Annotated in this window: 17 protein-coding genes; 14 read left to right on the top strand and 3 right to left on the bottom strand. The window is 67.7% G+C overall.

The window, feature by feature from the left end; translation table 11 throughout:
• Positions 1–290: 290 nt before the first annotated feature.
• The 6 genes from ACH0BU_RS10190 (at position 291) to ACH0BU_RS10165 (ending at position 6,349) form a co-directional block, all read left to right on the top strand.
• On the top strand, positions 291–935 hold the full coding sequence (locus tag ACH0BU_RS10190; protein WP_052742460.1) for a TetR family transcriptional regulator: 645 nt from the start codon (positions 291–293) through the stop codon (positions 933–935).
• A gap of 2 nt (positions 936–937) precedes the next feature.
• Entirely contained in the window at positions 938–2,452 is a 1,515-nt protein-coding gene (locus ACH0BU_RS10185; RefSeq protein ID WP_296217878.1) for an AMP-binding protein, read from the top strand.
• Positions 2,449–3,837: a spinster family MFS transporter gene (locus ACH0BU_RS10180; protein WP_296217876.1), complete on the top strand. Its 1,389-nt coding sequence runs from the start codon at positions 2,449–2,451 to the stop codon at positions 3,835–3,837. Before ACH0BU_RS10185 ends, ACH0BU_RS10180 begins: the two co-directional genes overlap by 4 nt.
• Positions 3,838–3,869: 32 nt before the next feature.
• A complete protein-coding gene (locus ACH0BU_RS10175) occupies positions 3,870–4,652 on the top strand; it encodes an SDR family oxidoreductase (RefSeq protein ID WP_500264012.1) in 783 nt (260 codons plus the stop codon).
• A 64-nt stretch (positions 4,653–4,716) separates the two neighbouring features.
• Positions 4,717–5,976, top strand: coding sequence for an acetyl-CoA C-acetyltransferase (locus tag ACH0BU_RS10170; RefSeq protein ID WP_296217872.1), 1,260 nt, complete (start codon positions 4,717–4,719; stop codon positions 5,974–5,976).
• Positions 5,977–6,097: 121 nt separating this feature from the next.
• Entirely contained in the window at positions 6,098–6,349 is a 252-nt protein-coding gene (locus ACH0BU_RS10165; RefSeq protein ID WP_296217870.1) for a hypothetical protein, read from the top strand.
• 298 nt (positions 6,350–6,647) lie between these two features.
• Here the strand turns inward: ACH0BU_RS10165 and ACH0BU_RS10160 are convergent, their stop codons facing one another.
• Positions 6,648–7,169: a ferritin-like domain-containing protein gene (locus ACH0BU_RS10160; protein ID WP_046408223.1), complete on the bottom strand. Its 522-nt coding sequence runs from the start codon at positions 7,167–7,169 to the stop codon at positions 6,648–6,650.
• A 373-nt stretch (positions 7,170–7,542) separates the two neighbouring features.
• On the opposite strand from ACH0BU_RS10160, the gene ACH0BU_RS10155 reads away from it, so the two are divergent.
• The 4 genes from ACH0BU_RS10155 (at position 7,543) to ACH0BU_RS10140 (ending at position 11,469) form a co-directional block, all read left to right on the top strand.
• Complete coding sequence (locus ACH0BU_RS10155; protein WP_496001871.1) at positions 7,543–9,297, top strand: histidine kinase famiy protein; 1,755 nt, start codon at positions 7,543–7,545, stop codon at positions 9,295–9,297.
• Between the two features lie 221 nt (positions 9,298–9,518).
• Positions 9,519–10,199 (top strand): DedA family protein, encoded by a 681-nt coding sequence (locus ACH0BU_RS10150; protein ID WP_145120742.1) that lies wholly within the window; start codon positions 9,519–9,521, stop codon positions 10,197–10,199.
• On the top strand, positions 10,196–11,158 hold the full coding sequence (locus tag ACH0BU_RS10145; RefSeq protein WP_296217864.1) for a diacylglycerol/lipid kinase family protein: 963 nt from the start codon (positions 10,196–10,198) through the stop codon (positions 11,156–11,158). Before ACH0BU_RS10150 ends, ACH0BU_RS10145 begins: the two co-directional genes overlap by 4 nt.
• A 128-nt stretch (positions 11,159–11,286) precedes the next feature.
• Positions 11,287–11,469, top strand: a complete 183-nt coding sequence (locus tag ACH0BU_RS10140) for a CsbD family protein (RefSeq protein WP_046408228.1) — start codon at positions 11,287–11,289, stop codon at positions 11,467–11,469.
• Between the two features lie 45 nt (positions 11,470–11,514).
• Here ACH0BU_RS10140 and ACH0BU_RS10135 read toward each other — a convergent pair whose 3' ends face one another.
• Entirely contained in the window at positions 11,515–12,876 is a 1,362-nt protein-coding gene (locus ACH0BU_RS10135; RefSeq protein WP_296217859.1) for a sensor histidine kinase, read from the bottom strand.
• Entirely contained in the window at positions 12,869–13,540 is a 672-nt protein-coding gene (locus ACH0BU_RS10130; protein ID WP_125945623.1) for a response regulator transcription factor, read from the bottom strand. Before ACH0BU_RS10130 ends, ACH0BU_RS10135 begins: the two co-directional genes overlap by 8 nt.
• A gap of 195 nt (positions 13,541–13,735) precedes the next feature.
• Here ACH0BU_RS10130 and ACH0BU_RS10125 point away from each other — a divergent pair, with 195 nt between their 5' ends.
• The 4 genes from ACH0BU_RS10125 (at position 13,736) to pbpC (ending at position 23,216) form a co-directional block, all read left to right on the top strand.
• Complete coding sequence (locus ACH0BU_RS10125) at positions 13,736–14,407, top strand: DedA family protein (RefSeq protein WP_046408232.1); 672 nt, start codon at positions 13,736–13,738, stop codon at positions 14,405–14,407.
• A gap of 2 nt (positions 14,408–14,409) precedes the next feature.
• On the top strand, positions 14,410–15,246 hold the full coding sequence (locus ACH0BU_RS10120) for an undecaprenyl-diphosphate phosphatase (protein WP_296217853.1): 837 nt from the start codon (positions 14,410–14,412) through the stop codon (positions 15,244–15,246).
• Positions 15,247–15,319: 73 nt separating this feature from the next.
• Entirely contained in the window at positions 15,320–21,055 is a 5,736-nt protein-coding gene (locus ACH0BU_RS10115) for an alpha-2-macroglobulin family protein (protein ID WP_500264011.1), read from the top strand.
• Positions 21,027–23,216, top strand: a complete 2,190-nt coding sequence (gene pbpC / locus ACH0BU_RS10110; protein WP_296217849.1) for a penicillin-binding protein 1C — start codon at positions 21,027–21,029, stop codon at positions 23,214–23,216. The genes ACH0BU_RS10115 and pbpC overlap by 29 nt, the downstream gene beginning before the upstream one ends.
• Positions 23,217–23,223 lie beyond the last annotated feature (7 nt).

Below are 23,223 nucleotides of genomic sequence, written 5' to 3'. Positions count from 1 at the left end.
CCCTTGCACGCACCTTCGATCCACCCGGTCCCCGCGCGCTCCGTATCCTCGGATATCGCTGGCAGGGCATGGCCGCAGGTCGACTGATCATCTTTTTAACGGATGAACAAGAATGCCTTTAATGCCCTTTCACACTTTGCTTTACAAGCGTGAAAAATCGGGTCTATTCAGCGGCGAACGAAAAATGGGCAGGTGATGGCGAACGGCGACGGAATGGATGATCGGGGATGTGGCCGGCACCGGGCGTTCCGTGGCCGATTGTCTCCGCTGGCAGGCCGGCGGCAGGCCGCATGACGGCCGCCACTGATCGCGGCGCGGCCGCCGGTGCGGCCCGTCTCGGGGCCTCCGCACGCGATATCCTGCTCGACGCCGCGCGCGACCTGATGATCGAAACCGGCAGCAGCGATGTCTCGCTTCACGCCATCGCCCGCCGCGCCGGCGTCACCGCCCCGCTCGTGAAATATTATTTCGGTGGCAAGGAAGGGCTGCTCACCGCGCTGGTGGAGGCCGATACCAGCCGCTCGCTTACCCAGCTTGAGGGGCTGCTCGCGATGGACGTGTCGGCCACCCAAAAACTGACCCTGCATGTCACCGGAATCATTCGCAATTATGCCCGTCACCCGTATCTGAACGGGCTGCTCAACCGCCTGGTGCGCGACTCTGGCAACGAGGCGTCGGAGCGGATCAAGGCCAATTTCGTCGAGCCGCTGATCAACGCCCAGCGCCGGATTATCGAGCAGGGGGTCGCCGCGGGCGAATTCCGCGCGATCGATCCCGACCACGCCTATTTCCTCATCGTCGGCGCCTGCCAGTATCTGTTCGCCACCCGCGTCCCCTTCGGCGACCTGATGAACGGCGCGCCCTCGCAGGACACGTTCGTGCGCACCTTCACCGCAGAGGCGGTGGACTTCATCCTGCGCGGGCTGCGACCCTAGCCATGCACCCCCGCCGATTTTCCACGCAAACCCCTGACAAACCGGCCTATATCATGGCCGGTACGGGTGAGGCCGTCACCTATGCCGAGCTTGAGGCACGCGCCAATCAGGTGGCGCACTGGCTGCGCGATCAGGGCGCTCGCGCCGGCGACGTCGTCGCGATCATGGCGGAAAATCACCCGCGTTTGTACGAGTTCATTTGGGGGGCGCAGCGGATTGGCGTCCATTATCTGCTGATCGCGACCGCGCTGACCGCCGGGGAGGTCGACTATATCCTGCGCGACGCCGATGCGCGGATCGCCATCCTCTCGGCGCGCGTACTGGAACGCCTCGGCGAGCCGCCGTTGCCGGGGCGCACGGCATGCCTCGACGATGATCTGGGCGCGACGGTGCGCCGCTACCCCGATCATCCCGTGCGCGACGAGGCGCCCGGCACCGACATGCTCTATTCGTCGGGCACCACGGGCTTCCCGAAGGGCATCAAGTCGCCGCTTCCCGCCAGCTTCGACCAGCCGCCCCGCGCGGTCGAAATCGGCACCCGCTTCTTCGGCTATGCGCAGGACAGCATCTATCTCTGCCCCGCGCCGCTATACCATGCCGCCCCGCTGCGCTGGAGCCTCGCGATCCATCGCCTCGGCGGTACCGTCATCCTCATGGAACGGTTCGACGCAGCCGCGGCGCTGTCGGCGATCGCCCGCCATCGCGTGACCATCGCGCAGGTGGTGCCAACGCATCTTGCCCGCATGCTCGCGCTGCCCCCCAAGGAGCGCGCGCGCCACGACATTTCCTCGCTTTGCTCCGTGTTCCACGCCGGCGCACCCTGTCCCGTGCCGCTGAAGTACCGCGCGATCGAGTGGTTGGGGCCAATCGTCGGCGAATTCTACAGCGGGACCGAAGGGGTCGGCCTCACCGTCGCCACCTGCAGCGACTGGCTCGCGCATCCCGGCACCGTCGGCCGCGCGGTCCAGGGCGAGATCCGCATCTGTGGCGAGGATGGGGAGCCGCTTCCGAGGGGCGACGAAGGACTTGTGCGCTTCGCCAACGCCAATCCCTTCGCCTATCACAAGGATCCCGAACGCACTGCCGCGGCGTACAACCAGCATGGCTGGCCCACCCTCGGCGACATCGGGCGCATCGATGCCGACGGCTTCCTGTACCTCACCGATCGCGCCAGCTTCATGATCATCTCGGGAGGCGTGAACATCTACCCGCAGGAGGTGGAGAACCGCCTGTTGCAGCACGCGGAGGTCGCCGATGTGGCGGTCGTCGGATTGCCCGATCCCGAGATGGGCGAGCGGGTGGTGGCACTGGTCGAGCCACGCATATGGCCACTCCTGGACGAAGCAGCGCTGGCCGCCGAGCTCGACGCATTCGCCCGCCAGGGCCTCAGCCCGGTGAAGGTGCCGCGCCGCTACGTCTTTCGTCCCACGCTGGAGCGTACCGATGCGGGCAAGCTGGTGAAGCGGCGACTGCGCGACACCTTGCTGGGCGAGGATACAGAAATGGTGATCCAATGAGCGACGCGGCAACGATCGATCGATTAGACGCGGTGCCGGGGGGCCTGCAGCCCGCTGTACCGGCGGCGGAACCGCAGGGTGCGGCGTCCTTCCCGCTGCCAAGCGCTGCGGCCGCACGCTATTCGGTGTGGCTGCTGACCGTCATCTACATGCTGAACTTCGTCGATCGGCAGATCGTCAACATCCTGGCCGAACCGATCAAGCGCGATCTGGGGCTCGCCGACTGGCAGCTGGGCGCGATGACGGGCCTCGGCTTCGCCATGCTGTACACGACGCTGGGCATCCCCATGGCACGCCTCGCGGAACGCTATCACCGCGGCCGGATCATCTCCGGGTGTCTTGTCGTGTGGAGTGGCTTCACCATCCTGTGCGGCCTGACGACGACCTTTGCGCAAATCCTGTTCGCCCGCATCGGTGTCGGTGTGGGGGAAGCGGGGTGCACGCCCTCGGCGCAGTCGCTGATTGCCGACAGCGTGCCGGCGAACCGGCGCGCGTCGGCGCTCGGCACTTTCTCGATGGGCGTGCCGATCGGCTCGCTCGCGGGCCTGATGATCGGCGGGCTGATTGCGCAAAGCTATGGCTGGCGGGCGGCCTTCATGGTCGCTGGCGCGCCGGGCATCCTGCTGGGCGTGATCGCCTTTGCCACGCTGCGCGACCCGCGCCCCGCGGGAACGCCGAAGGATCGCGCGAACCTGCTGCCGCTCAGCGCGGTGCTGAAGCAATTGCGCGGTCAGCCTGCCTTCTGGTGGCTTGCCGCGGGCTCGGCGATCACCTCCTTCGTCGGCTATGGGCAGCAAGCGTTCTACGTCTCCTTCTTTCTGCGCAACTACACACCGGAACTCACCGCCGCGGCGCAGGCGGTCGGCTTCGCCGGGCCGCTCGCCTTCATCGGTGTCACCCTGGGCATCGTGCTGGGCGTGTCCGGCGGCCTTGGCACCTTGATCGGCGGGCGCCTCGGCGATCGCTATGTCGCGCGTGGACCCGGCGGCTATGGCATGGTCGCTGCGATTTCGATGCTGATCTCCGGCCCGCTTCTCGCCGCGGTATTCTTTCTCGGCAGCGGCCTGACGATCCTCGTGCTGCTGACCGTGCCCCTGTTCTTCAAGAACATGTGGTTCGGCCCGGTGTTCGCCGCCATCCAGGGCATGATCGCCCAGCGCTCACGCGCCACTGCCACCGCGATCTTCCTGTTTGTCCTCAATGCAGGCGGGCTGGGCTTGGGCGCGCTGCTCACCGGGCTGATCAGCGACCTGTTCGCCACCAGCTACGGCGAGGCGGAGGGGGTACGCTACGCGCTGGCGGCGACGTCGCTGGTCTCCTTCCTGTCGGCGGCCTGTTTCTGGCGGGCCGCCGTCGTGATGCGCCGCGAAGCTGCTGGCGCGTGAGCAACGCTTTCTTTTCTGAAGGGAATCACTGAATGCAGATCACCGCTGACACCGCCGCCGTCGTGACCGGCGGCGCCTCCGGCCTCGGCCGCGCCAGTGCGGAGGCGCTCGCCGCCGCCGGCGTGAAGGTTGCCATCTTCGATCTGAACGAGGAAGCGGGACAGGAAGTCGCCGACGCGATCGGCGGCATCTTCTGCCACGTGAACATCATGAGCGAGGAGTCGGTCCTCGCCGGTTTCGAGAAGGCGCGTGCCGCCCACGGGCAGGAGCGTATTCTGGTTCACTGCGCGATGGCCAACCGCAAGGGCAAGACTGTCGGCCGCAACAAGCAGACCGGCGAGTTCACCCGCTTCTCCACCGAGGATTTCACCTTTGCCACCGACGGCATCCTGATCTCCAGCTACCGCATGGCCTCGCTGTCGGCGTTCGGGATGGCCGGGCTGGAGCCGCTGGAGGATGGCGAGCGTGGCGCGATCATCCTGACCTCATCGGTCGCGGCGCAGGACGCGCAGATCGGGCAGGTGGCTTACGGCGCCGGCAAGTCGGGCGTAAACGGCATGGTGCTGCCGATGGCGCGTGACCTCATGGACCTGGGCATTCGCGTGAACGCGATCATGCCGGGCATCTTCGGCACGCCGCTGCTGGGCAAGCTGCCACAGCAGGTGTTCGACAATCTCAACGCGTCGGTGCCCTTCCCCAAGCGCCTGGGCAAGCCGGGGGAATATGCCTCGCTGGTTCTCGAACTGGTGCGCAACGCCTATTTCAACGGCCAGTCGATCCGCCTCGACGGCGCCATCCGCATGGCGCCGCGCTGATCCGTCCGATCCCTGCGGCAACGCTGCAGGGTCGATTTGATGCCTCATGGAAGGAAGAGCTGCCATGTCCGCTGCCTATATCGTCGATGCCGTCCGCACCCCGCGCGGGGGGGGCAAGCTGGGCAAGGGTGCCCTGACGCATCTGCATCCCCAGCACCTTGGCGCCACCGTGCTGAAGGCGCTGCGCGACCGCAACGCGCTGGATACGTCGCGGGTGGACGACATCATCTGGTCGACCAGCCAGCAGCGCGGCAAGCAGGGCGGTGATCTGGGCCGGCTGTCCGCGCTGTTCGCGGGCTATGACGTCAAGGCGTCGGGCGTGACGCTTGACCGTTACTGCGGCGGTGGGATCAGCAGCGTCGGCTTTGCCGCGTCACAGATCATCGCCGGGTTCGAGGATGTCGTTATCGCCGGCGGGACCGAGATGATGAGCCACCATGCCGAGGCGGACGGCTGGGAGCAGGGAACGCCCTTCGCGGAGCTTGGGCGCGCCAAGGGCAATTACGCGCTGTACGAGGAGCATCCGATCTCGCACGTCGGCGTCGCCGCGGACGCGATCGCCGCGATGGAGGGCATCGGACGCGCCGAACTCGATTCATTTGGCGCCGAGAGCCAGCGCCGCGCCGCGCTTGCCATGGCGGAGGGCCGCTTCGACCGCAGCATCGTCCCGGTCCATAACGACGACGGCACGGTTGCGCTGGACCACGACGAATATCCCCGGCCGGAAACCACCGCGGAAAGCCTCGCGGCGCTGAAGCCCAGCTTCGCCGCGATCGCCAACGTGCCGGCATCCCCTGATGGCACCACGATGAAGCAGATGATCCAGCGCAAATATCCCGAGCTTGAATGGGAGCCGGCGCATCATGCCGGGACGTCATCGGGCGTGGTGGATGGCTCGGCAGCGCTGCTGCTCGCCTCCGAGGAGGGCTTGCGGGCCAATGGCTGGAAGGCGCGCGCGCGCATCGTCACCGCCGTCAACCAGGGTGATTGCCCGACGTTGATCCTCAACGCGCCGGTGCCCGCCGCGCGCAAGGCGCTCGAGCGTGCCGGTCTGACCGTGGACGACATCGACGTGTGGGAGATCAACGAGGCATTCGCCGTCGTCACCGAAAAGGCGATCCGCGATCTCGGGCTCGACCGTGGCAAGGTCAACATCAATGGTGGCGCCATTGCGCTCGGCCATCCGATCGGGGCGACAGGATCGATGTTGATCGGGACCGCCCTGGACGAGCTTGAGCGTTCCGGCGGACGCTATGCGCTGATCACGCAATGCGCCTTTGGCGGCATGGCGCCGGCGATCATCATCGAGCGGCTGGACGGCTGACGCTTTCCGCGTCGGCGGCGTTGGGCCGCGCCGGGAACGGGCGGTCCGGCGCTTCGTTGCCTCTGGAGAACCCAAGCCGATCAGGGTCTTGTGACCGCGTGATCGGCATCCGGAGGTGATGATGAGCAGCAAGCAGCCGATGCAGGCAGACGGCGCCGCGAGCAAGACGGGGCGCAGCGGTGAAACGCCCGGGCAGGAGAAGAGCGGCGGCGAGAGCCAGGGCGGCGCCTATCCCAACCCACACAGCGACAAGAATGGGAGCAAGAAGGGCGGCAAGTTCGACGGCGGCCAGTCCGAACGCGCCTATCATGGCACCGGCCAGCTCGGCGAGCAGAAGACCGGCGAGCAGCCCAATGCAGGTTCGACCGAATAGGCGCGCCCGCGCCCGATCAATGCGTCTCCCGTTCGACCTTTAAAAGCGAAAGGCCGCCCTCTTGCGAGGACGGCCTTTCCATTGTCAGCCGTTCAGGGCCTTCGTCAGGCGACGACCACCTTGGTGGAGGCCGCGTTCATCGAGTGAGCCTTGAGCGGCGTGAGACAATGAGACATTCGACCACCTCCTTTCAGTTGTTGCAGGGTAGCGGCGATATGGAAATCATCGCCGCTCTTTCAAGAGCTTAGCGGGGGCTATAGAGCGGCGCCCGCGCTGGCGCTCACACCTTGGCCTTCGCTTACACCTTGGCCTTCAGGGAGCCGCCCTCAGCATAGAGCGTCGCATAACGGCGCGTGACCATTGGTAGCGATTCATCGATCCACGCGGCCATCGCCTCTTCTTCGCCCAGCGACTGTTTCAGCGCCGCCGTGGCAGTGGAGAAGCCGCCGTCATCGGCCATGACCAGCAGCGACTTGTACGCGGCGATCTCGAAATGCTCGAAGGCGTAGTTCGCGAAGCTGTTCTTGACGATCTCGTCACCCGCCATGCTGTGCGTGATCGCGGCCATGCTGCCGGACATGCTGAGGCCAAGGTCCTTGATCGTGGAACTGCTGGTCTCGAAACTCGCCAGGATCTCCTCCAGCCGCGCAATCTGGCCGTTGGTCTCCTCGATATGAGCGCGCAGCCGATCGGCGACTTCGGGGTAGTGTTCGATGCGCGCCACTTGCGGGGTCATGATCGAAAGGGCCTGCTTTTCCACCGCATGCGCGTTGACCAGGCCGGTGATGAACAATTCGCGAAGCACATCGTGACTGGGCATCAGGCTTGACTCCTTTGCGTGACAGACAGCGAAGATCGGGGGCAGGACCCCGATATGATGGGATAATGCCCGCCATCGATCTTCTGCGGTCCTCAACCCATGAGCCGGCGGATCGTCTCCGCGCAAAGGCCGGCGACGACGGGAAAACCCGCTAACTTCGATCAGCCTGCGCAGATTGCTTGGCGGCTTCCGCTTGTCATCGCGGAATGAAGTAGGGGAAAACGGCTTCTCTACATGCCTGGCAAGGTGATGAGATGCCCACGGTCGCCGTCTGCATGACTGGCGTGCAACGCGGCCTCATCATTGCGTTTCGTCGCAAGGAAGCGCAAACATGGCTTGAACTTTTAGACTGCTGGCTCGTACCGCATTACTGATGCCTGCCCCGCACGAACCGTCCGACCCCGCCAAGCACACCGACTCCGAAGGAGGGGGGCAGGCATCCGGCCGCCCCGCGGCAGGGAAGCTGGATCAGGGCAGCACCGAGACGATGCCGCAGCCGGGGCTGCATCATTGGCGCGAAAGCACGATCACCGATCCCGATCTGCAGAATCGCGGCGGCGTGTTCTTTGCCGCGATCGAGATGACGCGGATGCCGATGATCCTCACCGATCCCAATCGGGAGGACAATCCGATCGTCTTCGCCAACAAGGCCTTCCTTGACCTCACCGGCTATGAGGAATCGGAAGTGCTCGGACGCAACTGCCGCTTTCTCCAGGGAGCGCAGACCGACCGCAACTCGGTCGCTGAGCTCCGCGAGACCGTGGCGGAGAAGGGTTCGATCGCGCTCGAGATCCTGAATTATCGCCGCGATGGTACGCCGTTCTGGAATGCGGTGTTCATCGGCCCGGTCTATGACACCGATGGCAAGCTGCAATTCTTCTTTGCCAGTCAGCTGGATGTCACGCGGCGGCGCAACACCGAGCAATCCTACCGCCAGGCCCAGAAGATGGAATCAATCGGCCAGCTCACGGCTGGGCTGGCGCACGATTTCAACAATCTGCTGCAGGTGGTGAACGGCAATCTGGAACTGGTCACCGCGACTGACGATCCCGCCCGGATCAGGCGCTACGTCGCGGCGGCGCAATCGGCGGCCGAGCGCGGTGCCAAGCTGACACGGCAATTGCTGGCCTTCGCACGCAAGACCCGGCTTGAGCCGCGCGCTGTCAACCTGACGCAGCTGGTGTCGGAATTCAGCGAGCTGATCGAAAGCTCGGTCAACAAGCAGGTCGACATTCATCTCAGCCTGCGGCGCGGCCTGCCCTATGTCGTGCTCGACCCTGACCAGCTCGAAATGGCGCTGCTGAATATCGTCAACAATGCACGCGACGCGATGAGCGACGGTGGGCTGGTGACGATTGCCACGCGCCCGCTGCGCCTGACCGAGGAAACCGCCGCCACCGACCTGGAACCCGGCGACTATGTCGTCCTTGAGGTGCAGGATGAGGGACCGGGGATGAACCCCGACGTGGCCGAGCGCGCAACTGAGCCGTTCTTCACCACCAAGGGCGTGGGCAAGGGCACGGGTCTTGGCTTGGCGATGGCCAGCGGCTTCGTGCGCCAGTCGGGCGGGCGGCTGGAGATCGAGACGGCGCCGGGTACCGGCACCACCGTCCGCATGATCTTTCCGGTCCGCCGCGACGCCGAGGTGGAGCCGGCGCGCGAGCAGCAGCAGGAGGAGCAACGCCTCGACGATACCTTGGGTCCGGCACATATCCTCGTCGTCGAGGACAATGACGAGGTGTTGGCACTGGCGCGCGAGATCCTTGAAAGCCAGGGCTACAAGGTGTCGACCGCGGTTACCGGCGAAGATGGACTGCGCCTGTTCGATGAACTGCACCCCAAGACGCGTATCGACCTGCTGTTCACCGATCTGGTGATGCCGGGCGGCATGAACGGCCTGATGCTCGGCGACGCGATCATTGCGCGCGATCCATCGGTGTCGATCCTGATGACGACCGGCTATAATGAGGAACTGGTCGTTAACGGCCCGCGCGCCCGAGCATCGGACGTGCTGAGCAAACCGTACCGCCGTGCCGAACTGCTGGACCGGGTGCGTCAGGCGCTCAATCGGCGTGGTGAGAACGGCGACCGACGTCGTCGGTCGGATTTCGGCGCGGCGCAGGCCTGAACCTCTACCGCTTCCTCGCCCGATCCGGGGCACCTATCAGCCAGTAGATTGAAAAGCCCCAATCTTTCCGTGGGGCGATTGCGCAGGAGCGGGACAGGCGGCTAGCGCCCGTTGAACGCGGGGCGCGTGTCTGCGCCCCATCTGCGTCGGGCGGTTGCCCGACGGTTCCGCCGCTGCCGCCATGTGACCGGGCAACCCCCGGTAGTCGCAGCGACGATCGAATGGACGTCCGAACGATGCACGATCGCTGGTCCGATGTTGCCGAGCTGATTGCGGCCCATCGCGAGATCGCGGGCCTGCTGATCGGCGCGCTCACCTTTCTGGAATGTACCGCGGTGGTGGGCGTGCTGTTTCCCGCGACGGCGACGATGCTGGCGATTGGGGGGATGGTCGGCGCGCGGCTGCTCGACCCGATCGTCATCGGCCCGCCTGCGATCATCGGCGCGATCCTGGGCGGCTGGCTGTCGTTCCGGATGGGTCGCTGGCTTGGCCCGCGGGTGCTGTACCGCCGGCCGTTCCGGCGCCATCGCCCCGCTGCGGCGCGGGCGCGGTTGCTGTTCAGCCGCCACGGTGTCGCCCTGCTGCTCGCGGCGCGCTATTATGCGCCGGCCCGCGCGACCGTGCCGATGGTGGCCGGCATCCTCAACATGCGCCGGTCGCGCTTCCACATCGCAGATGCGGCGGCCGCAGTGCTGTGGGTGGTGTCGCTGCTGACGATCGGCAGCCTCGCCGCCGCTGCACTTGATGAGGTGGCGATCGGCGCGACGGGCAAGCTGATCCTGTTCGCCGCGATGGTGATCCTGACGAGCGCGATCAGCACCGCCGCGATGAAGCGGCTGTTTGGCGGAGAGCGCGGCCGGGTGCGCGGTGGGATGGACGCGCGGGAGGCGGCGCGTCCGTGACTCTCGCCCTTGCCGCGGCCATCCCGGCCGCAACTCATCGCGTGGCGATCGTCCGCAACATCTACAGCCGGCACAATCGGGGTCGGGCCGACGCGCACCAGCCAGCCACGGTCGCGGGCATCCCGGTGCACGAGCCTGCCAGCAAGGCGGCGCTGGAACGCCATCTGGCGCAGCTTGCGGCCGAGGGGGTGGAGACGCTGGTCGTCGACGGCGGTGACGGAACGATCCGCGATATCCTGACGCTCGGCTTGCCCCTGTTCGGTGCCCGAATGCCGGCGATCGCGCTGGCCCCATCGGGCAAGACCAATGCGCTGGCGCATGACCTCGGCATTGGCACGCGCTCGCTTGAGGATGCCGTGGCGGCGATCGCAGATGGCCGGCGGGTCACCCGCCGCGCGCTGGCGGTGACGCGGGCAGGGACGGCGGTGGTGCTGCACGGCTTCCTGTTGGGTAGCGGCGCCTTTGTGCGCGCCACCGCGCTGGCGCAGCGGGCACATAGCTTCGGCGCGTTCAACGGTGTCGCCGTGGGACTGTCGCTCGCCTCGGTGATCGGCCGGACGCTATTTGGCGGTGACAATGGCGTCTGGCGCCGTGGGGAGCCGATGGCGCTGGCACGCGACGGCAGGGTCGCGATCGACCACCAGACCTATATGTTTCTGGCCGCCGCGCTGACCCGCTTCCCGCTGGGATTAGCGCCGCTCGGGAATGGGCCGTTTGCGGACGACCGTGTCGCCAGCCTCACCATCGACGCACCGCCGCGGCACTTGCCACGCCACTTGCCGGCGCTGCTGCGCGGCGGTGCCGACGATGCGCTCGCACGGGCCGGTTATCACCGCTGCCGCGACCGTCAGGTGGAGCTGGACACCACGAGCGGCTTCGTGATCGACGGCGAACGTTTCGATGGCGGACGGATCATGATCCGGCGCGGCCCGGCCGTGACCTTCATCGCCGGCCGCTGATCCATCGACAATCATTGAAAGCTGCCAATGTTGTGCCCGGCGGCGGGCGCCGACGGCACCCGCCCGCCTTGTGACGCGTTAATGATCCGAAGCGACCCCGTTGCGGGGCCGTGACAAGGAGAACGACCATGGGTGAAGCCACCGACAAGCTCGCCGCCGCCGGCAACAAGCTGGCTGGCAACATCAAGGAAGCGGTCGGCAAGTCGACCAACAATCCCGATCTCGCCGCCGAAGGCCAGGCGCAGCAGCTCAAGGGCACCGGCCAGGATGTGAAGGGCAGCGTCAAGGGCGCGCTGGGCGACAAGATCTGAACCGATGGCCTGCCGCGCCGGGAAGATGCCCGGCGCGGCGGGCGATTAATGTGCGGCCTTTTGCATCCGCGGCAGGATGATCCGCACGCTGAGCCCCGGCGCATTGTCGGCCAGCTCGATCGTGCCACCGTGCGAGGCGACGATCGCCGCCACCAGGCTCAGGCCCAGCCCGTGGCCGCTGCCCCCACTCGCCATCCGCTCAAACGGTTGCAGCGCGCGCGCGCGATCCGCCTCGGCAATACCCGGGCCATCGTCGGCGATGGTCAGCTCGACCGTCGGATGGGCGCTGTCCTTGCCCGATATCAGTGACAGCGTGATGCGCGCCCCCGGCGGCGTGTAGCGCAAGGCGTTTTCCAGCAGGTTGACGACGATCTGCGCCAGGAGGTCGCGGTCGCCGTTGACGGTGATGCCCGGCTCCAGCCGGGTGACAAGCGCGCGTCGCCCGTCCTCCGCCGCCAGCGCATAGCTTTCCGCGAGCGCCTCGACCGTGGCGGTGAGCGCGACAGGACGGAAATAGGCCCGAAGCCCGCCTGCTTCGACCTCGGCGATGCGCAGCAGCGCCGCGAACAGCGACAGGATTGAATCGATATCGGCGATCGACCGCTCGATCGCCGCAGCTTCCGGCGTACCCTCTCCGGCATCGGCCAGCGATTGCTCCATCCGCAGCCGCAGCCGCATGATCGGCGTGCGCAGCTCATGCGCGACGTCGCTCGATACACGGCGAAGGTTGACGATGTGCGCCGCGTTGCGATCCAGCATATCGTTCAGCGTCGCGGCGAGCTGGTCGAACTCGTCATTCTGCTGGCTGACCGGTATCCGGGCGTCGAGCTGCCCGCGGCTGACCGCGCTGGCGATGCGATTGATGGTGTTGAGGCGGCCGATGATGGTGCGGCCGAACAGCGCGCTGCCGACGATGGCGATGGCGACCAGCAATACGAGTCCCAGCGCAAACAGGAACAGCAGGCGATTGCGCAGCTGGACGGGCAGGTCCGATTCCATCGCCACCGTCAACTGAAGCCCGCCGGGCAGCCGGGTGACGAGCGATCGCGCGGGGTGTCCCTCGCCATCGGGATCGCGGAAACGGATGTCGTGCCAGCCCTCGCCCAGCGCCTCGGTAACGAGTTCGCCGCCCAGCCGTTGCCCGTCGGGCGCGGTCAGGAGATAGCCGAAGCTGTTGACGCCGCGATCGTCGCGCCGGCGCAGCGCCTCCATCAGCGCGGCAAGATCGCCTTCCTCGGCAACGGCCCGCAGCGCGCGGGTTTCGGCGATGATCTGTGCGTCGAGCTGCTCATGCACCACGTCCTCGCCGAGCAGATAGGCGCCGGCACCGAGCAGCAGGGTGACCAGCGCGAAGCCGGCGGTGAAGAACAGCGTGATCTGCCGGACCGTATGCGCGCGGTCAGGCATCGGGATTCAATCGGTAGCCGACACCGCGCACCGTGGTGATGGCGTCGACGGCAAAGCCCGCGTTCAGTTTCTGCCGCAGCCGGCTCATGTGCGTTTCGACGATGTTGGTCTGCGGATCGAAATGGAGGTGCCAGACCTGCTCCAGCAGCATGGTGCGCGACACGGTCTTTCCATTCTGGCTGACCAGCCGTTCGAGCAACGCGAACTCGCGCGGCTGGAGAACGATGCGCTGGTCGCCACGCCACGCTTCGCGGCGCAGCCGATCGATCCGGATGCTGCCGAAGGTGGCGACCGCCTGCAGGTTCATGCCCCGCCGCAGCAGCGCCTCGACGCGCGCGACCAGTTCCGCCACCGCAAAGGGCTTCACCAGATAATCATCCGCCCCCGCGCGCAGCCCGGTTACCCGATCCTCGATCGATCCTAGCGCCGTGAGCATCAGCACCGGGCCTAAATAGCCGCGGCCGCGCGCCTCGATCACCATCGAAACGCCGTCCGTGTCGGGCAGCATGCGGTCCACGACGAGGAGGTCGGGGGCATGCGCCTGCAAGCTGCGCAATCCGGCCTCGGCGCTGGGTTCAACGACCGCCGTATGTCCCTCCGCGGTCAAGGCATCGAGGATCCGCGCGCCCGCCTCCGCCTCGTCCTCGACAATCAGCAATCGCACGCACCACCTCCCGCCGTGATCCCCTCACTCATAAACGCTGTTGCGCGGCATCGCGCGGCAGAAAGGTTGCAAATTCCCAATCTTCGGGGCGGGCGATTGAGCGTCCGCGTCGGTCCGCCTAGTGCCGCAACCCCGTGACCTGTGCCCTGTCCTCCGCCACCCGCCGTTCCACTCGCCCCATCGGGAGCCGCTGACGTGGATGAAGCAATCGGCCGCGTCGCCACCTTCATCGCCGATCATGCCATCTGGGCAGGACCGATCGTCATGCTGCTGACCTTTGGCGAATCCCTGGTTGTCATCGGCATGCTGATCCCCGCTACCGCGCTGATGATCGCGATCGGTGGGATGATCGGCACCGGTCTGCTGGATCCGGCGAGCGTACTGATCTGGGCCATCGTCGGCGCGGTCCTCGGCGACTGGGTGTCCTATGTGCTCGGCCGCAAGTTCGGGCCGGCGGCGTTCCGGCGCTGGCCGCTCAACCGCTATCGGCTGGCGGCCGCAAAGGCGCGGCTGGTGTTTCGCCGTTATGGCGCGGCGTCGATCCTGCTCGGCCGGTTCCTCGGTCCGATGCGGTCGACCGTACCGCTGGTCGCCGGGGTGCTCGGCATGCGCCAGCGCACCTTCCAGATCGCCAATGTAGTCTCGGCGATCCTGTGGGTGCCCGCGCTGCTGCTGCCCGGCTATCTCGCGGCGCGGTCGGTCGGCGGCGTGCAGATCACGGAGATGCACCTTCTCGCCGTGGCGGGCATCGTCGCGGTCATCACGCTGGGCGGCAGCGCGCTGAGCGTGCGGTTCCTGCGCCGCGGCATGGCCCCGCGTGAGCGCCGCGCCCTGACCCCGCGCACGCCGCAGCGCGACCCCTCCTGACGATGGCGAACAGCTGGGTCGAGGCGGCGATCCTGGGGCTGGTACAGGGGCTGACCGAGTTTCTGCCCGTTTCGTCCAGCGCGCATCTGCGCATCGTGGGGGCGCTGATGAACCCCGGAACGGATCCGGGCGCCGCGTTCACCGCCATCACGCAGATCGGCACCGAACTCGCCGTGCTGCTGTACTTCCGCCGCGATCTGTGGCGCATCGCCGCCGCATGGCTGGGCGCGCTGGGCAAGCCGTGGCGCGCAATGGACGCCGACGCGCGCGCCGGCTGGCTGGTGCTGATCGGCACCCTGCCGATCGTGGTGCTCGGCCTGTTGTTCAAGGATGCGATCGAAACGGTGCTGCGCGACCTGCGCATCACGGCGACCATGCTGATCGTCTTCGCGCTTGTCCTCGGCTTCGCCGACCGTGTCGGGGCGAAGCGCCGGCCGCTGGAATCGATGAGCGTGCGCGACGGCATCCTGCTCGGCTTTGCGCAGGCGATGGCGCTGATTCCCGGCGTGTCGCGGTCAGGGGGCACGATCAGCGCCGGGCTGCTGCTGGGTTACACGCGTGAGGCAGCGGCACGCTATTCGTTCCTCCTCGCCGTGCCCGCCGTGCTGGGCTCCGGATTGTATCAGTTGGCGAAAAGCTGGGGCGATTGGGGCCCGATCGGGCCGGGTGAAACCGCGCTGGCGACGCTGATCGCCTTCATCGTCGGCTATGGCGTCATCGTCGTGTTCCTGCGGCTGGTGAGCACACGCGGCTATTGGCCTTTCGTGATCTACCGCATTGCCATCGGGCTCGCCGTATTCGCACTGGTCGGCGCGGGGATCATTCCCGCGACTGCCTGATCCCACCTGCTATTCCGCTGGACTTGAGGCGCGCGGAAAGTAGCCTGGAAAGCGGGCATCGGAGGGGTGGGGCATGAAGCCGACGATTGGGTTTGCGCTGCTGGCCATGCTCCTCGTGCCCGCCAGCCTGTCGGGTGACAACAGTCCTCGCGTCGTCATGGCTTCGCCGGGCGGCAGCGGCGGCGCGATCGATCGCTTCACGATCCGCTTCAGCCAGCCGATGGTGCCGCTGGGCGATCCGCGCGCGGCGTCACCCGTCACCGTCACCTGTTCGATCAACGGCGAGGGGCGCTGGGTCGATCAGCAGACCTATGTGTGGGAATTCGCCAATCCGCTCCCCGGCGGCATGAGCTGCGAACTCAAGACGCGCGAGGGGCTGAAGAGCGTCAGCGGCTATGCCCTGCCCGGGCAGCAGCGCTTCACCGTCGACGCCGGCGGTCCGCGTGCGCGTGCCGTGCTTCCCGCCAGCCGTGACGAGATCGAGGAGGATCAGGTGTTCCTGGTCGCCGCCAATATGCGCGCCTTGCCTGCCTCGGTGGCCGCCAATGCCTATTGCGCGGTGGATGGGATCGGCGAAAAGATTGCGGTCGACGTTCTGCCCGCCGATGTGCCGGCCAAGGTGCTGTCGGGCATGGGCAGCGATCGCTGGGAAGTGCGCAGCTTCCTCGAAAATGCCGGCGTTCCCGACACGCTCCCCGACAATGCCGCCGACCGACAGAAGATGCTGGGCGCGGTGACGGCGCTGCAATGCCGGCGCCCGCTGCCGCCGGGACGCGACATGGCGCTGGTGTGGGGCGGAAAGATCGCAGGCGCTGGCGGCAGGCTGGCCGGCGCCGACCAGCGTTTCGACTATAGCGTGCGCGCGCCTTTCACGGCGCGGTTCGAATGCAGCCGCACCAATCCGCAAGCGGGGTGCAGCCCGGTACAGCCGGCGCGGGTCCGCTTCACCGCGCCCGTGCCGCTGAGCCAGGCCGCTGCGATCCGCCTGACCACCGCCGATGGCAAGCAGATCGCGCCCAAGCTGTCGGATGAGACGCGCCGTAATGCGACGGTGACCGACGTGACCTTTGCCGCGCCGCTGCCGGCGGGCACCACCGGCACGATCACGCTCCCTGCGGGGATCAAGGATGAGAGCGGGCGCCCGCTCGCCAATGCCGAACGCTTCCCCCTCGACGTCCGCTTCGATGTGGCACCCCCGCTGGTGAAGTTCGCCGCGAGCTTCGGCATCCTCGAGGCTGGCGAGGGCGGCGTGCTGCCGGTGACGGTGCGCAACGTCGAGCCTGAGTTGCAGGGCCGCGGCGTGGCGGTTAGCGGCGACAGCCTGCGCGTGACTGGCGGCGATGGCGAGATCGCACGCTGGTTGCGCGCGGTCGCCACCGCGGACGAGACCGACATTGAGACGGTCGAACGGGGATCGGAAACGATCCGCATCAATCACACGGGCGAGAAATCCATCCTCCCCGCTGGTGCCGGATCGCCGATCACGGTGACGTTGCCGGGCAAGGGCAAGGAGTTCGAAGTCGTCGGCATTCCGCTGACTAAGCCGGGCTTCTACGTGGTCGAGCTCGCCAGTCCGGTGCTTGGCCGCGCGCTGCTGGGTCGCGATCAGACGCGCTATGTCGCCACTGCTGCGCTGGTCACCAACATGGCGGTCCATTTCAAATGGGGAGAGGAGCGCAGCCTTGCCTGGGTAACGCAATTGTCGGACGGCAAGCCCGCCGCGAATGCGCTGGTGCAGGTGACCGACAGTTGCACGGACAAGCTGCTGGCGCGCGGCATGACCGATCGCACCGGCGGCCTCTTCATCCCCGCCGGCCTGCCGCGGCCCGAAACCTATTCCAATTGCGAATCCGCCGGTTCTCCCCATGCGCTGATGGTCTCCGCGCGGCGTGGTGACGATTTCAGCTTCACGCTCTCTGATTGGGGCGAGGGCATCCGGCCGTATGATTTCGACCTGCCCTATGGCTACACCGCGCGGGGCGAGATGGTCCACACCGTGTTCGATCGCGCGCTCGTGCGGCAGGGCGACACGATCCACATGAAGCATATCCTGCGCCGTCCGATCGGCGCCGGATTCGCCCTGGCGCCTGCCGTCCGTGGCACGCTGCGCTTGTCGCACCGCGGGTCGGACACGCAGTTCGAGCTGCCACTGGCGATCAATGCCAGCGGCGTGGGCGAAAACAGCTGGACCGCCCCCAAGGGCACGCCAATGGGTGATTACGACCTCTCGATCATCGCGGGCGATCGATCGATCGAGACGAACCAGTCCTTCCGCGTGGACGAATATCGCTTGCCCACCATGCGCGCGACCGTGACGGGTCCGAAGGCGGCGCTGGTGCGGCCGGCCCGCGTGCCACTTGACCTCTACGCCGGCTATCTGTCGGGCGGCGGCGCGTCGAACCTGCCGGTGGACCTGCGCGTCGGCTGGTTTGCGCGCAGTGCAACGCCCGCGGGCTATGACAATTTCACCTTTGGCGGACGTGCGGTCATCGAAGGCGTACGGCCGCTGAACGGTGAAGGCGAGGAGGATCGCACCGAATTGCCACCGACGCAGACGGTGCCGGTGCGCCTGGGCGCCGATGGCACCGCACGCCAGACGATCGAAGTACCGCAATCACTCGACGGCAGCGCCGACATGCGCGTGGAGATGGATTATCAGGATGCCAATGGCGAAACGCTGACCGCGTCGCGCACCATCCCGATCTATGCCTCCGGTGTGCAACTGGGCATCCGCACCGACGGCTGGCTGATGAAGCAGGATGACTTCAGGCTTCGCTTCGTCGCGCTGGATACCGAGGGAAAGCCGATCAAGGGGCAGAAGATCGCGGTGGCGCTGTACCGCCGCGAGGTGCTGACCGCGCGGCGGCGGCTGATCGGCGGCTTCTACGCCTATGACAATCAGATGCGCACGACGAAGCTGGACGCTGGGTGCACCGCGACCACCGACGCGCAGGGGCTGGCGCAATGCACCGTTGATCCGGGGGTGTCGGGCGAAGTCTATGCCGCGGCGGCCACCACGGATGCCGACGGCCATGTCGCACGCGCGGTGCGCAGCGTGTGGCTGGCGGGCGAGGACGATTGGTGGTTCGGCGGCGACAATGGCGACCGGATGGACCTGATCCCCGAGCAGCAGACTTACAAGGCCGGCGATACCGCGCGCTTCCAGGTGCGCATGCCATTCCGCGAGGCAACCGCGCTGGTAACGGTCGAGCGCGAGGGCGTGCTGTCCAGCTTCGTCACCCATCTATCGGGCAACAATCCGGTCGTGTCTGTGCCGATGGCCGGCAGCTTTGCCCCCGACGTCTATGTATCGGTGATGGCGGTGCGCGGCCGGGTGGAAAGCGGGTTCTGGACGTGGATCAACCGGATCGCGCGCACACTGGGGTTGTCGAGCAAGCCGGACGAGGCGCAGGCTCCCACCGCGCTCGTTGATCTCGCCAAGCCGGCCTATCGCATGGGCATGGCCAGGGTGAAGGTCGGCTGGGAAGCGCACGAACTGCGCATCGCGGTGAAGGCGGACCGGGACCGTTATGCCCCGCGTGATACCGCGCAAGTGGCGGTTGAGGTCCGCCGCCCCGACGGGAAGCCGGCACGGTCGGCCGACCTTGCCTTTGTCGCCGTCGATCAGGCGCTGTTGCAACTGGCGCCGAACGAAAGCTGGAACCTGCTCCCCGCCATGATGGGGGAACGGCCGCTGTCGGTGCTGACCTCCACCGCGCAGATGCAGGTGGTGGGCAAGCGCCATTACGGGCGCAAGGCGGTGGAGGCTGGCGGTGGCGGCGGTGATGCCTCCGCGCTCAACCGTGAGAATTTCGAGCCCGTGCTGCTGTGGCGCGATCGGGTGGCGCTCGACGAACAGGGCCGCGCCCGCATCGCCGTGCCGTTGTCGGATGCGCTGTCGTCGTTCAAGCTGGTGGGGATCGCCACCGACGGCGCGCAATTGTTCGGCACCGGCAGCACCGATATTCGCACGGCGCAGGATCTGTCGATCTTCGCCGGGCTGCCGCCGCTGGTGCGCACAGGCGACTATTTTTCGGCCGCCTTCACGCTGCGCAATGGCTCTGCCCGACCGATGACGGTGACCGCCAATGTCGACGTCTTCCCGCGTATTGCCGCTGGGCGCCCGCTGACGGTGACGATCCCGGCGGGCGGCGCCAAGGCGGTGGCGTGGAACCTGACCGCACCCCAGGGACATGACAGGCTGCGCTGGCAGGTCAGCGCACGTGCCACCGATGGCCGCGCAAGCGACAGGATCACCGTCACGCAGGATGTGATTCCCGCGGTCCCGGTCAAGGTTTGGGCGGCGACGCTCGCCCGCGTCGGCGCCGACACGCAGATCCCGATCGCACCGCCGGCCGGCGCGCTTCCCGGCCGCGGCACGCTCGACATCCGGCTCGACGACAGCCTCGCGCCGCCGCTGCAGGGCGTGCGCGCCTATATGGCCGCCTATCCCTATCAGTGTTTCGAGCAAAGATTGTCGCGCATCGTGGTGCTGGGCGATGGTGCGGGGTGGAGCCAACTCGCCGGTGAACTGCCCACCTATCAGGCGCCTGACGGCCTGTTGCGTTACTTCCCGGGCGATCAGCTCAACGGATCGGAAGTGCTGACCGCTTATGTCCTGTCCATGGCGGGGGAGGCGGGGCTCGCCCTTCCGGAGACTGTCGAGGCCAGGATGATCGAGGCGCTGAAGGCCGTGCTCGACGGCCGCTTGCGGCGCGACGACTTTGGCGACGTCAGGCTGCAGCGGGTCGCGGCGCTGGCGGCGCTGGCACGCGCGGGGGCGGCGACGCCGGCGATGCTGGGCCAGATCGGCATGCCGATGGGCGACATGCCGACCGGCACGCTCGCCGATTATCTCGCCGCGATCGAGCGGATCCCGGGGCTGGCCAATGCCCCGGCGCTCCGCGCAGAGGGGGAGCGCGTGCTGCGCACCCGGCTGGTCTATGAAGGAACGCGGCTCGACCTCACCGATCAGGCAGCCGCGCCGTGGTGGCTGATGTCCTCGGGTGACGAGACCGCGATAAAGGCGACGCTCGTCACGTTGGGGCGGCCCGGGTGGCAGGACGATGCGCCGCGGATGATGGTCGGCACCGCGCTGCGACAGAATCGCGGGCATTGGGACACAACCACCGCTAATGCCTGGGGCGTAGTTGCCGCGCGCAAGTTCGCGTCGCTTTATCCTCCCGAGGCGATCGGCGGCACGACGATGCTGCGCTATGCCGGGCGGCAGATCGCGAAGGGTTGGCCGCTCGCAGCGTCAGCACGCGACGCGGCGTTCCCGCTCGCCGCTGCGCCCGCCCCATTGCGGCTCGCGCAAACGGGCGGGGGGGGGCCATGGGCCAGTGTCTCCGTCTCGGCTGCGGTGCCGCTGACCAAGCCGCTCGCCGCCGGCTATCGCATGACGCGCGAGGTCAGCGTGGTGCAGGCGCGCAACGCCGGGCGGCTGACCCGCGGCGATGTGGTGAAGGTGACGATCACCGTCGACGCCTCGGCCGAGCGCAATTGGGTGGTGGTGAGCGATCCCGTCCCCGCTGGCGCGACGATCGTCGGCGACCTCGGCGGGCAATCGGCGATGCTGCAGGCTGGGAATGACGGCGAAGGCGTCTCGCCTGCCTATGTCGAGCGCGGGCGGGAGGCGTGGCGCGCCTATTTCGCCTGGGTGCCGCGCGGCCGGTTCCAGGTGTCGTACAGCCTCAGGCTGAACGGCGCCGGCCGGTTCAACCTGCCGCCCAGCTGGGTGGAGGCGCTGTATTCGCCCGCGATCCGCGCTGCCGTCCCCAATGCGCCCGTCGTCGTTGCCGCCCAATAACGTGCCGGGGCACGAGTGTCGCGACGGCGCGGGTGAGACGCGGCCGCGGGTCGGCGCGCGGGGTGTCGCGGTCGTCACGATTGCGGTCGCGGCGCTTGGCCTTGGTGTCGCGGATTATGCGACCTATCCCGCACCCCTGCCGGACTATGCCGCCGCCCGCGCCGCCTATCGCCCCTCCGAAGCGTGGTTGTACGACCGCAACGGCGTGCTGGTGGACAGTTCGCGAGTCAATTTCGCTGCCCGTCGACTGGCATGGACGCCGCTGGACCAGATTGCTCCGGCAGTGCCGCAGACGATCGTCGCAGCCGAGGATCGCCGCTTCGCGCAGCATGGCGGTGTCGACTGGCTGGCGCTCGCGGGATCGGCGTGGGGGCGGGTGAAGGGGCAGCGCGCGCGCGGCGCGAGTACGCTGTCGATGCAAGTCGCGGCGTTCCTGTCGCCCGACCTCGCAGCGCCGGGCGCGCGCGGGTGGCGCGACAAATGGCGCCAGGCGCGCACCGCGTGGGCGCTGGAGGCGCGCTGGACCAAGCCGCAGATCCTCGAGGCGTATCTGAACCTCGCCCCCTTCCGCGGCGAGGCGCAGGGCATCGGGGCGGCGGCGCTGGGGCTGTTCGGCAAGACGCCGGCGGCCTTGTCGCGCGAGGATGCGGTGCTGCTCGCCGCGCTGCTGCCCGATCCGCAGGGCAGCGCCGAACGGCTGGCGGCGCGCGCGTGCCGGCTGGCGCGGGCGCGCGACTGCACCGGCTATCAGGCGGCGGCGGCATCGATGCTGGGCCCGGCACGTAGCCTCGCGCTCGATCCCGGACTGGCGCCGCACCTGTCCGACCGGCTGCTAACCAGCGCCGGCGCGCGCGTTCACACGACGCTCGACATCCGAATCCAGCGCGTGGCGGCGGCGGCGCTGCGCCGGCAATTGCAGGGGCTCGGCGGCAGCCGCGCGCGCGACGGCGCGGTGCTGGTGGTCGACAATGAAAGCGGCGACGTGCTGGCCTATGTTGGTGGGATTGGCGGCGCATCGACGGCGCCGGCGGTGGACGGCGCGAGCAGCTATCGCCAGGCGGGATCGACGCTGAAGCCGTTCCTGTACGCGCAGGCGATCGAGCGCGGCTATCTGACCGCGGCGTCGATCCTCGACGACTCACCGGTTCAGCTGGACACTGCGTCGGGCCTCTACGTGCCGCAGAATTACGATCGAGGGTTCAAAGGGCCGGTATCGGCGCGCGCCGCCTTGGCAGGCTCGCTCAACGTGCCCGCGGTGCGCACCCTGCTGCTGGTCGGGGTGGATCCATTCCGCGACCGGCTATGGGACATGGGGTATCGCGGGCTGACCGAGGCCGGGCAATATTACGGCTTCTCGCTGGCGCTGGGATCGGCGGAGGTGACGCTGCTGGAACAGGCGGCGGCCTATCGCAGCCTGGCGCTCGGCGGCGCATGGTCGCCGCTGCGAGTGATCAAGGGCCAGCCGCGCACGGCGCCGCGACAGGTGACCACCGGCCCGGCCGCGTGGATCGTCGGCGACATGATGGCCGATCCCAATGCCCGGGCGGCGACCTTCGGCCTCGATTCCGCGCTTCGTCTGCCGTTCTGGGCCGCAGTGAAGACCGGCACGTCAAAGGCGATGCGCGACAATTGGTGCATCGGCTATTCGGATCGCTTCACCGTCGCTGTTTGGGTCGGCAATGTGGAGGGCGATCCGATGCGCGCGGTGTCCGGCACCAGCGGCGCGGCGCCGGTGTGGCGCGACGTGATGATGGCGCTGCATGCGCGCGTGCCGGGGCGAGCGCCGGTGCGGCCCGCGGGCGTCGAGGCGCGGCAGATCGTGTTCGAGCGGCAGATCGAGCAACCACGGCGGGAATATTTCCTGGCCGGGACCGGGCAGACGCACATCGACGCCGCGCCGCGCGAGGCCCGGCGGCCGCGCATCGTCAGCCCGGTGGCGGGCACCGTCTATGCGATTGATCCCGATATTCCGCCCGATCGCCAGCGGTTTGCGGTGGCGGTGGCCGGCGACGTGATGGCGCAGCGGCTGATGCTCGACGGACGCGACCTGGGGCCGGCGAGCGCGCAGCCGATGATCGCCGCCGCAACGGGCCAGCACCGTCTGGGGCTGGTCGATGCGGGCGGCGCGATCGTCGACGAGGTGCGCTTTACCGTTCGGTGAGCGGACG

Origin of the sequence: Sphingomonas olei (assembly GCF_045369765.1) — a bacterium.
Classification (GTDB): Bacteria; Pseudomonadota; Alphaproteobacteria; order Sphingomonadales; family Sphingomonadaceae; genus Sphingomonas; species Sphingomonas panaciterrae.
Note: the sequence above shows the minus strand (reverse complement) of the source record. Positions and strands in the feature narration are given on the sequence as shown.

Excerpts from the sequence above, each read along its gene's own strand:
- ACH0BU_RS10175 (WP_500264012.1), top strand. The coding sequence starts at position 3,870 with ATGCAGATCACCGCTGACACCGCCGCCGTCGTGACCGGCGGCGCCTCC.
- ACH0BU_RS10165 (WP_296217870.1), top strand. The coding sequence starts at position 6,098 with ATGAGCAGCAAGCAGCCGATGCAGGCAGACGGCGCCGCGAGCAAGACG.
- ACH0BU_RS10135 (WP_296217859.1), bottom strand. The coding sequence starts at position 12,876 with ATGCCTGACCGCGCGCATACGGTCCGGCAGATCACGCTGTTCTTCACC.
- ACH0BU_RS10180 (WP_296217876.1), top strand. The coding sequence starts at position 2,449 with ATGAGCGACGCGGCAACGATCGATCGATTAGACGCGGTGCCGGGGGGC.
- ACH0BU_RS10170 (WP_296217872.1), top strand. The coding sequence starts at position 4,717 with ATGTCCGCTGCCTATATCGTCGATGCCGTCCGCACCCCGCGCGGGGGG.
- ACH0BU_RS10155 (WP_496001871.1), top strand. The coding sequence starts at position 7,543 with ATGCCTGCCCCGCACGAACCGTCCGACCCCGCCAAGCACACCGACTCC.
- ACH0BU_RS10120 (WP_296217853.1), top strand. The coding sequence starts at position 14,410 with ATGGCGAACAGCTGGGTCGAGGCGGCGATCCTGGGGCTGGTACAGGGG.
- ACH0BU_RS10160 (WP_046408223.1), bottom strand. The coding sequence starts at position 7,169 with ATGCCCAGTCACGATGTGCTTCGCGAATTGTTCATCACCGGCCTGGTC.
- ACH0BU_RS10115 (WP_500264011.1), top strand. The coding sequence starts at position 15,320 with ATGAAGCCGACGATTGGGTTTGCGCTGCTGGCCATGCTCCTCGTGCCC.
- ACH0BU_RS10140 (WP_046408228.1), top strand. The coding sequence starts at position 11,287 with ATGGGTGAAGCCACCGACAAGCTCGCCGCCGCCGGCAACAAGCTGGCT.
- pbpC (WP_296217849.1), top strand. The coding sequence starts at position 21,027 with ATGCGCCCGTCGTCGTTGCCGCCCAATAACGTGCCGGGGCACGAGTGT.
- ACH0BU_RS10190 (WP_052742460.1), top strand. The coding sequence starts at position 291 with ATGACGGCCGCCACTGATCGCGGCGCGGCCGCCGGTGCGGCCCGTCTC.
- ACH0BU_RS10150 (WP_145120742.1), top strand. The coding sequence starts at position 9,519 with ATGGACGTCCGAACGATGCACGATCGCTGGTCCGATGTTGCCGAGCTG.
- ACH0BU_RS10185 (WP_296217878.1), top strand. The coding sequence starts at position 938 with ATGCACCCCCGCCGATTTTCCACGCAAACCCCTGACAAACCGGCCTAT.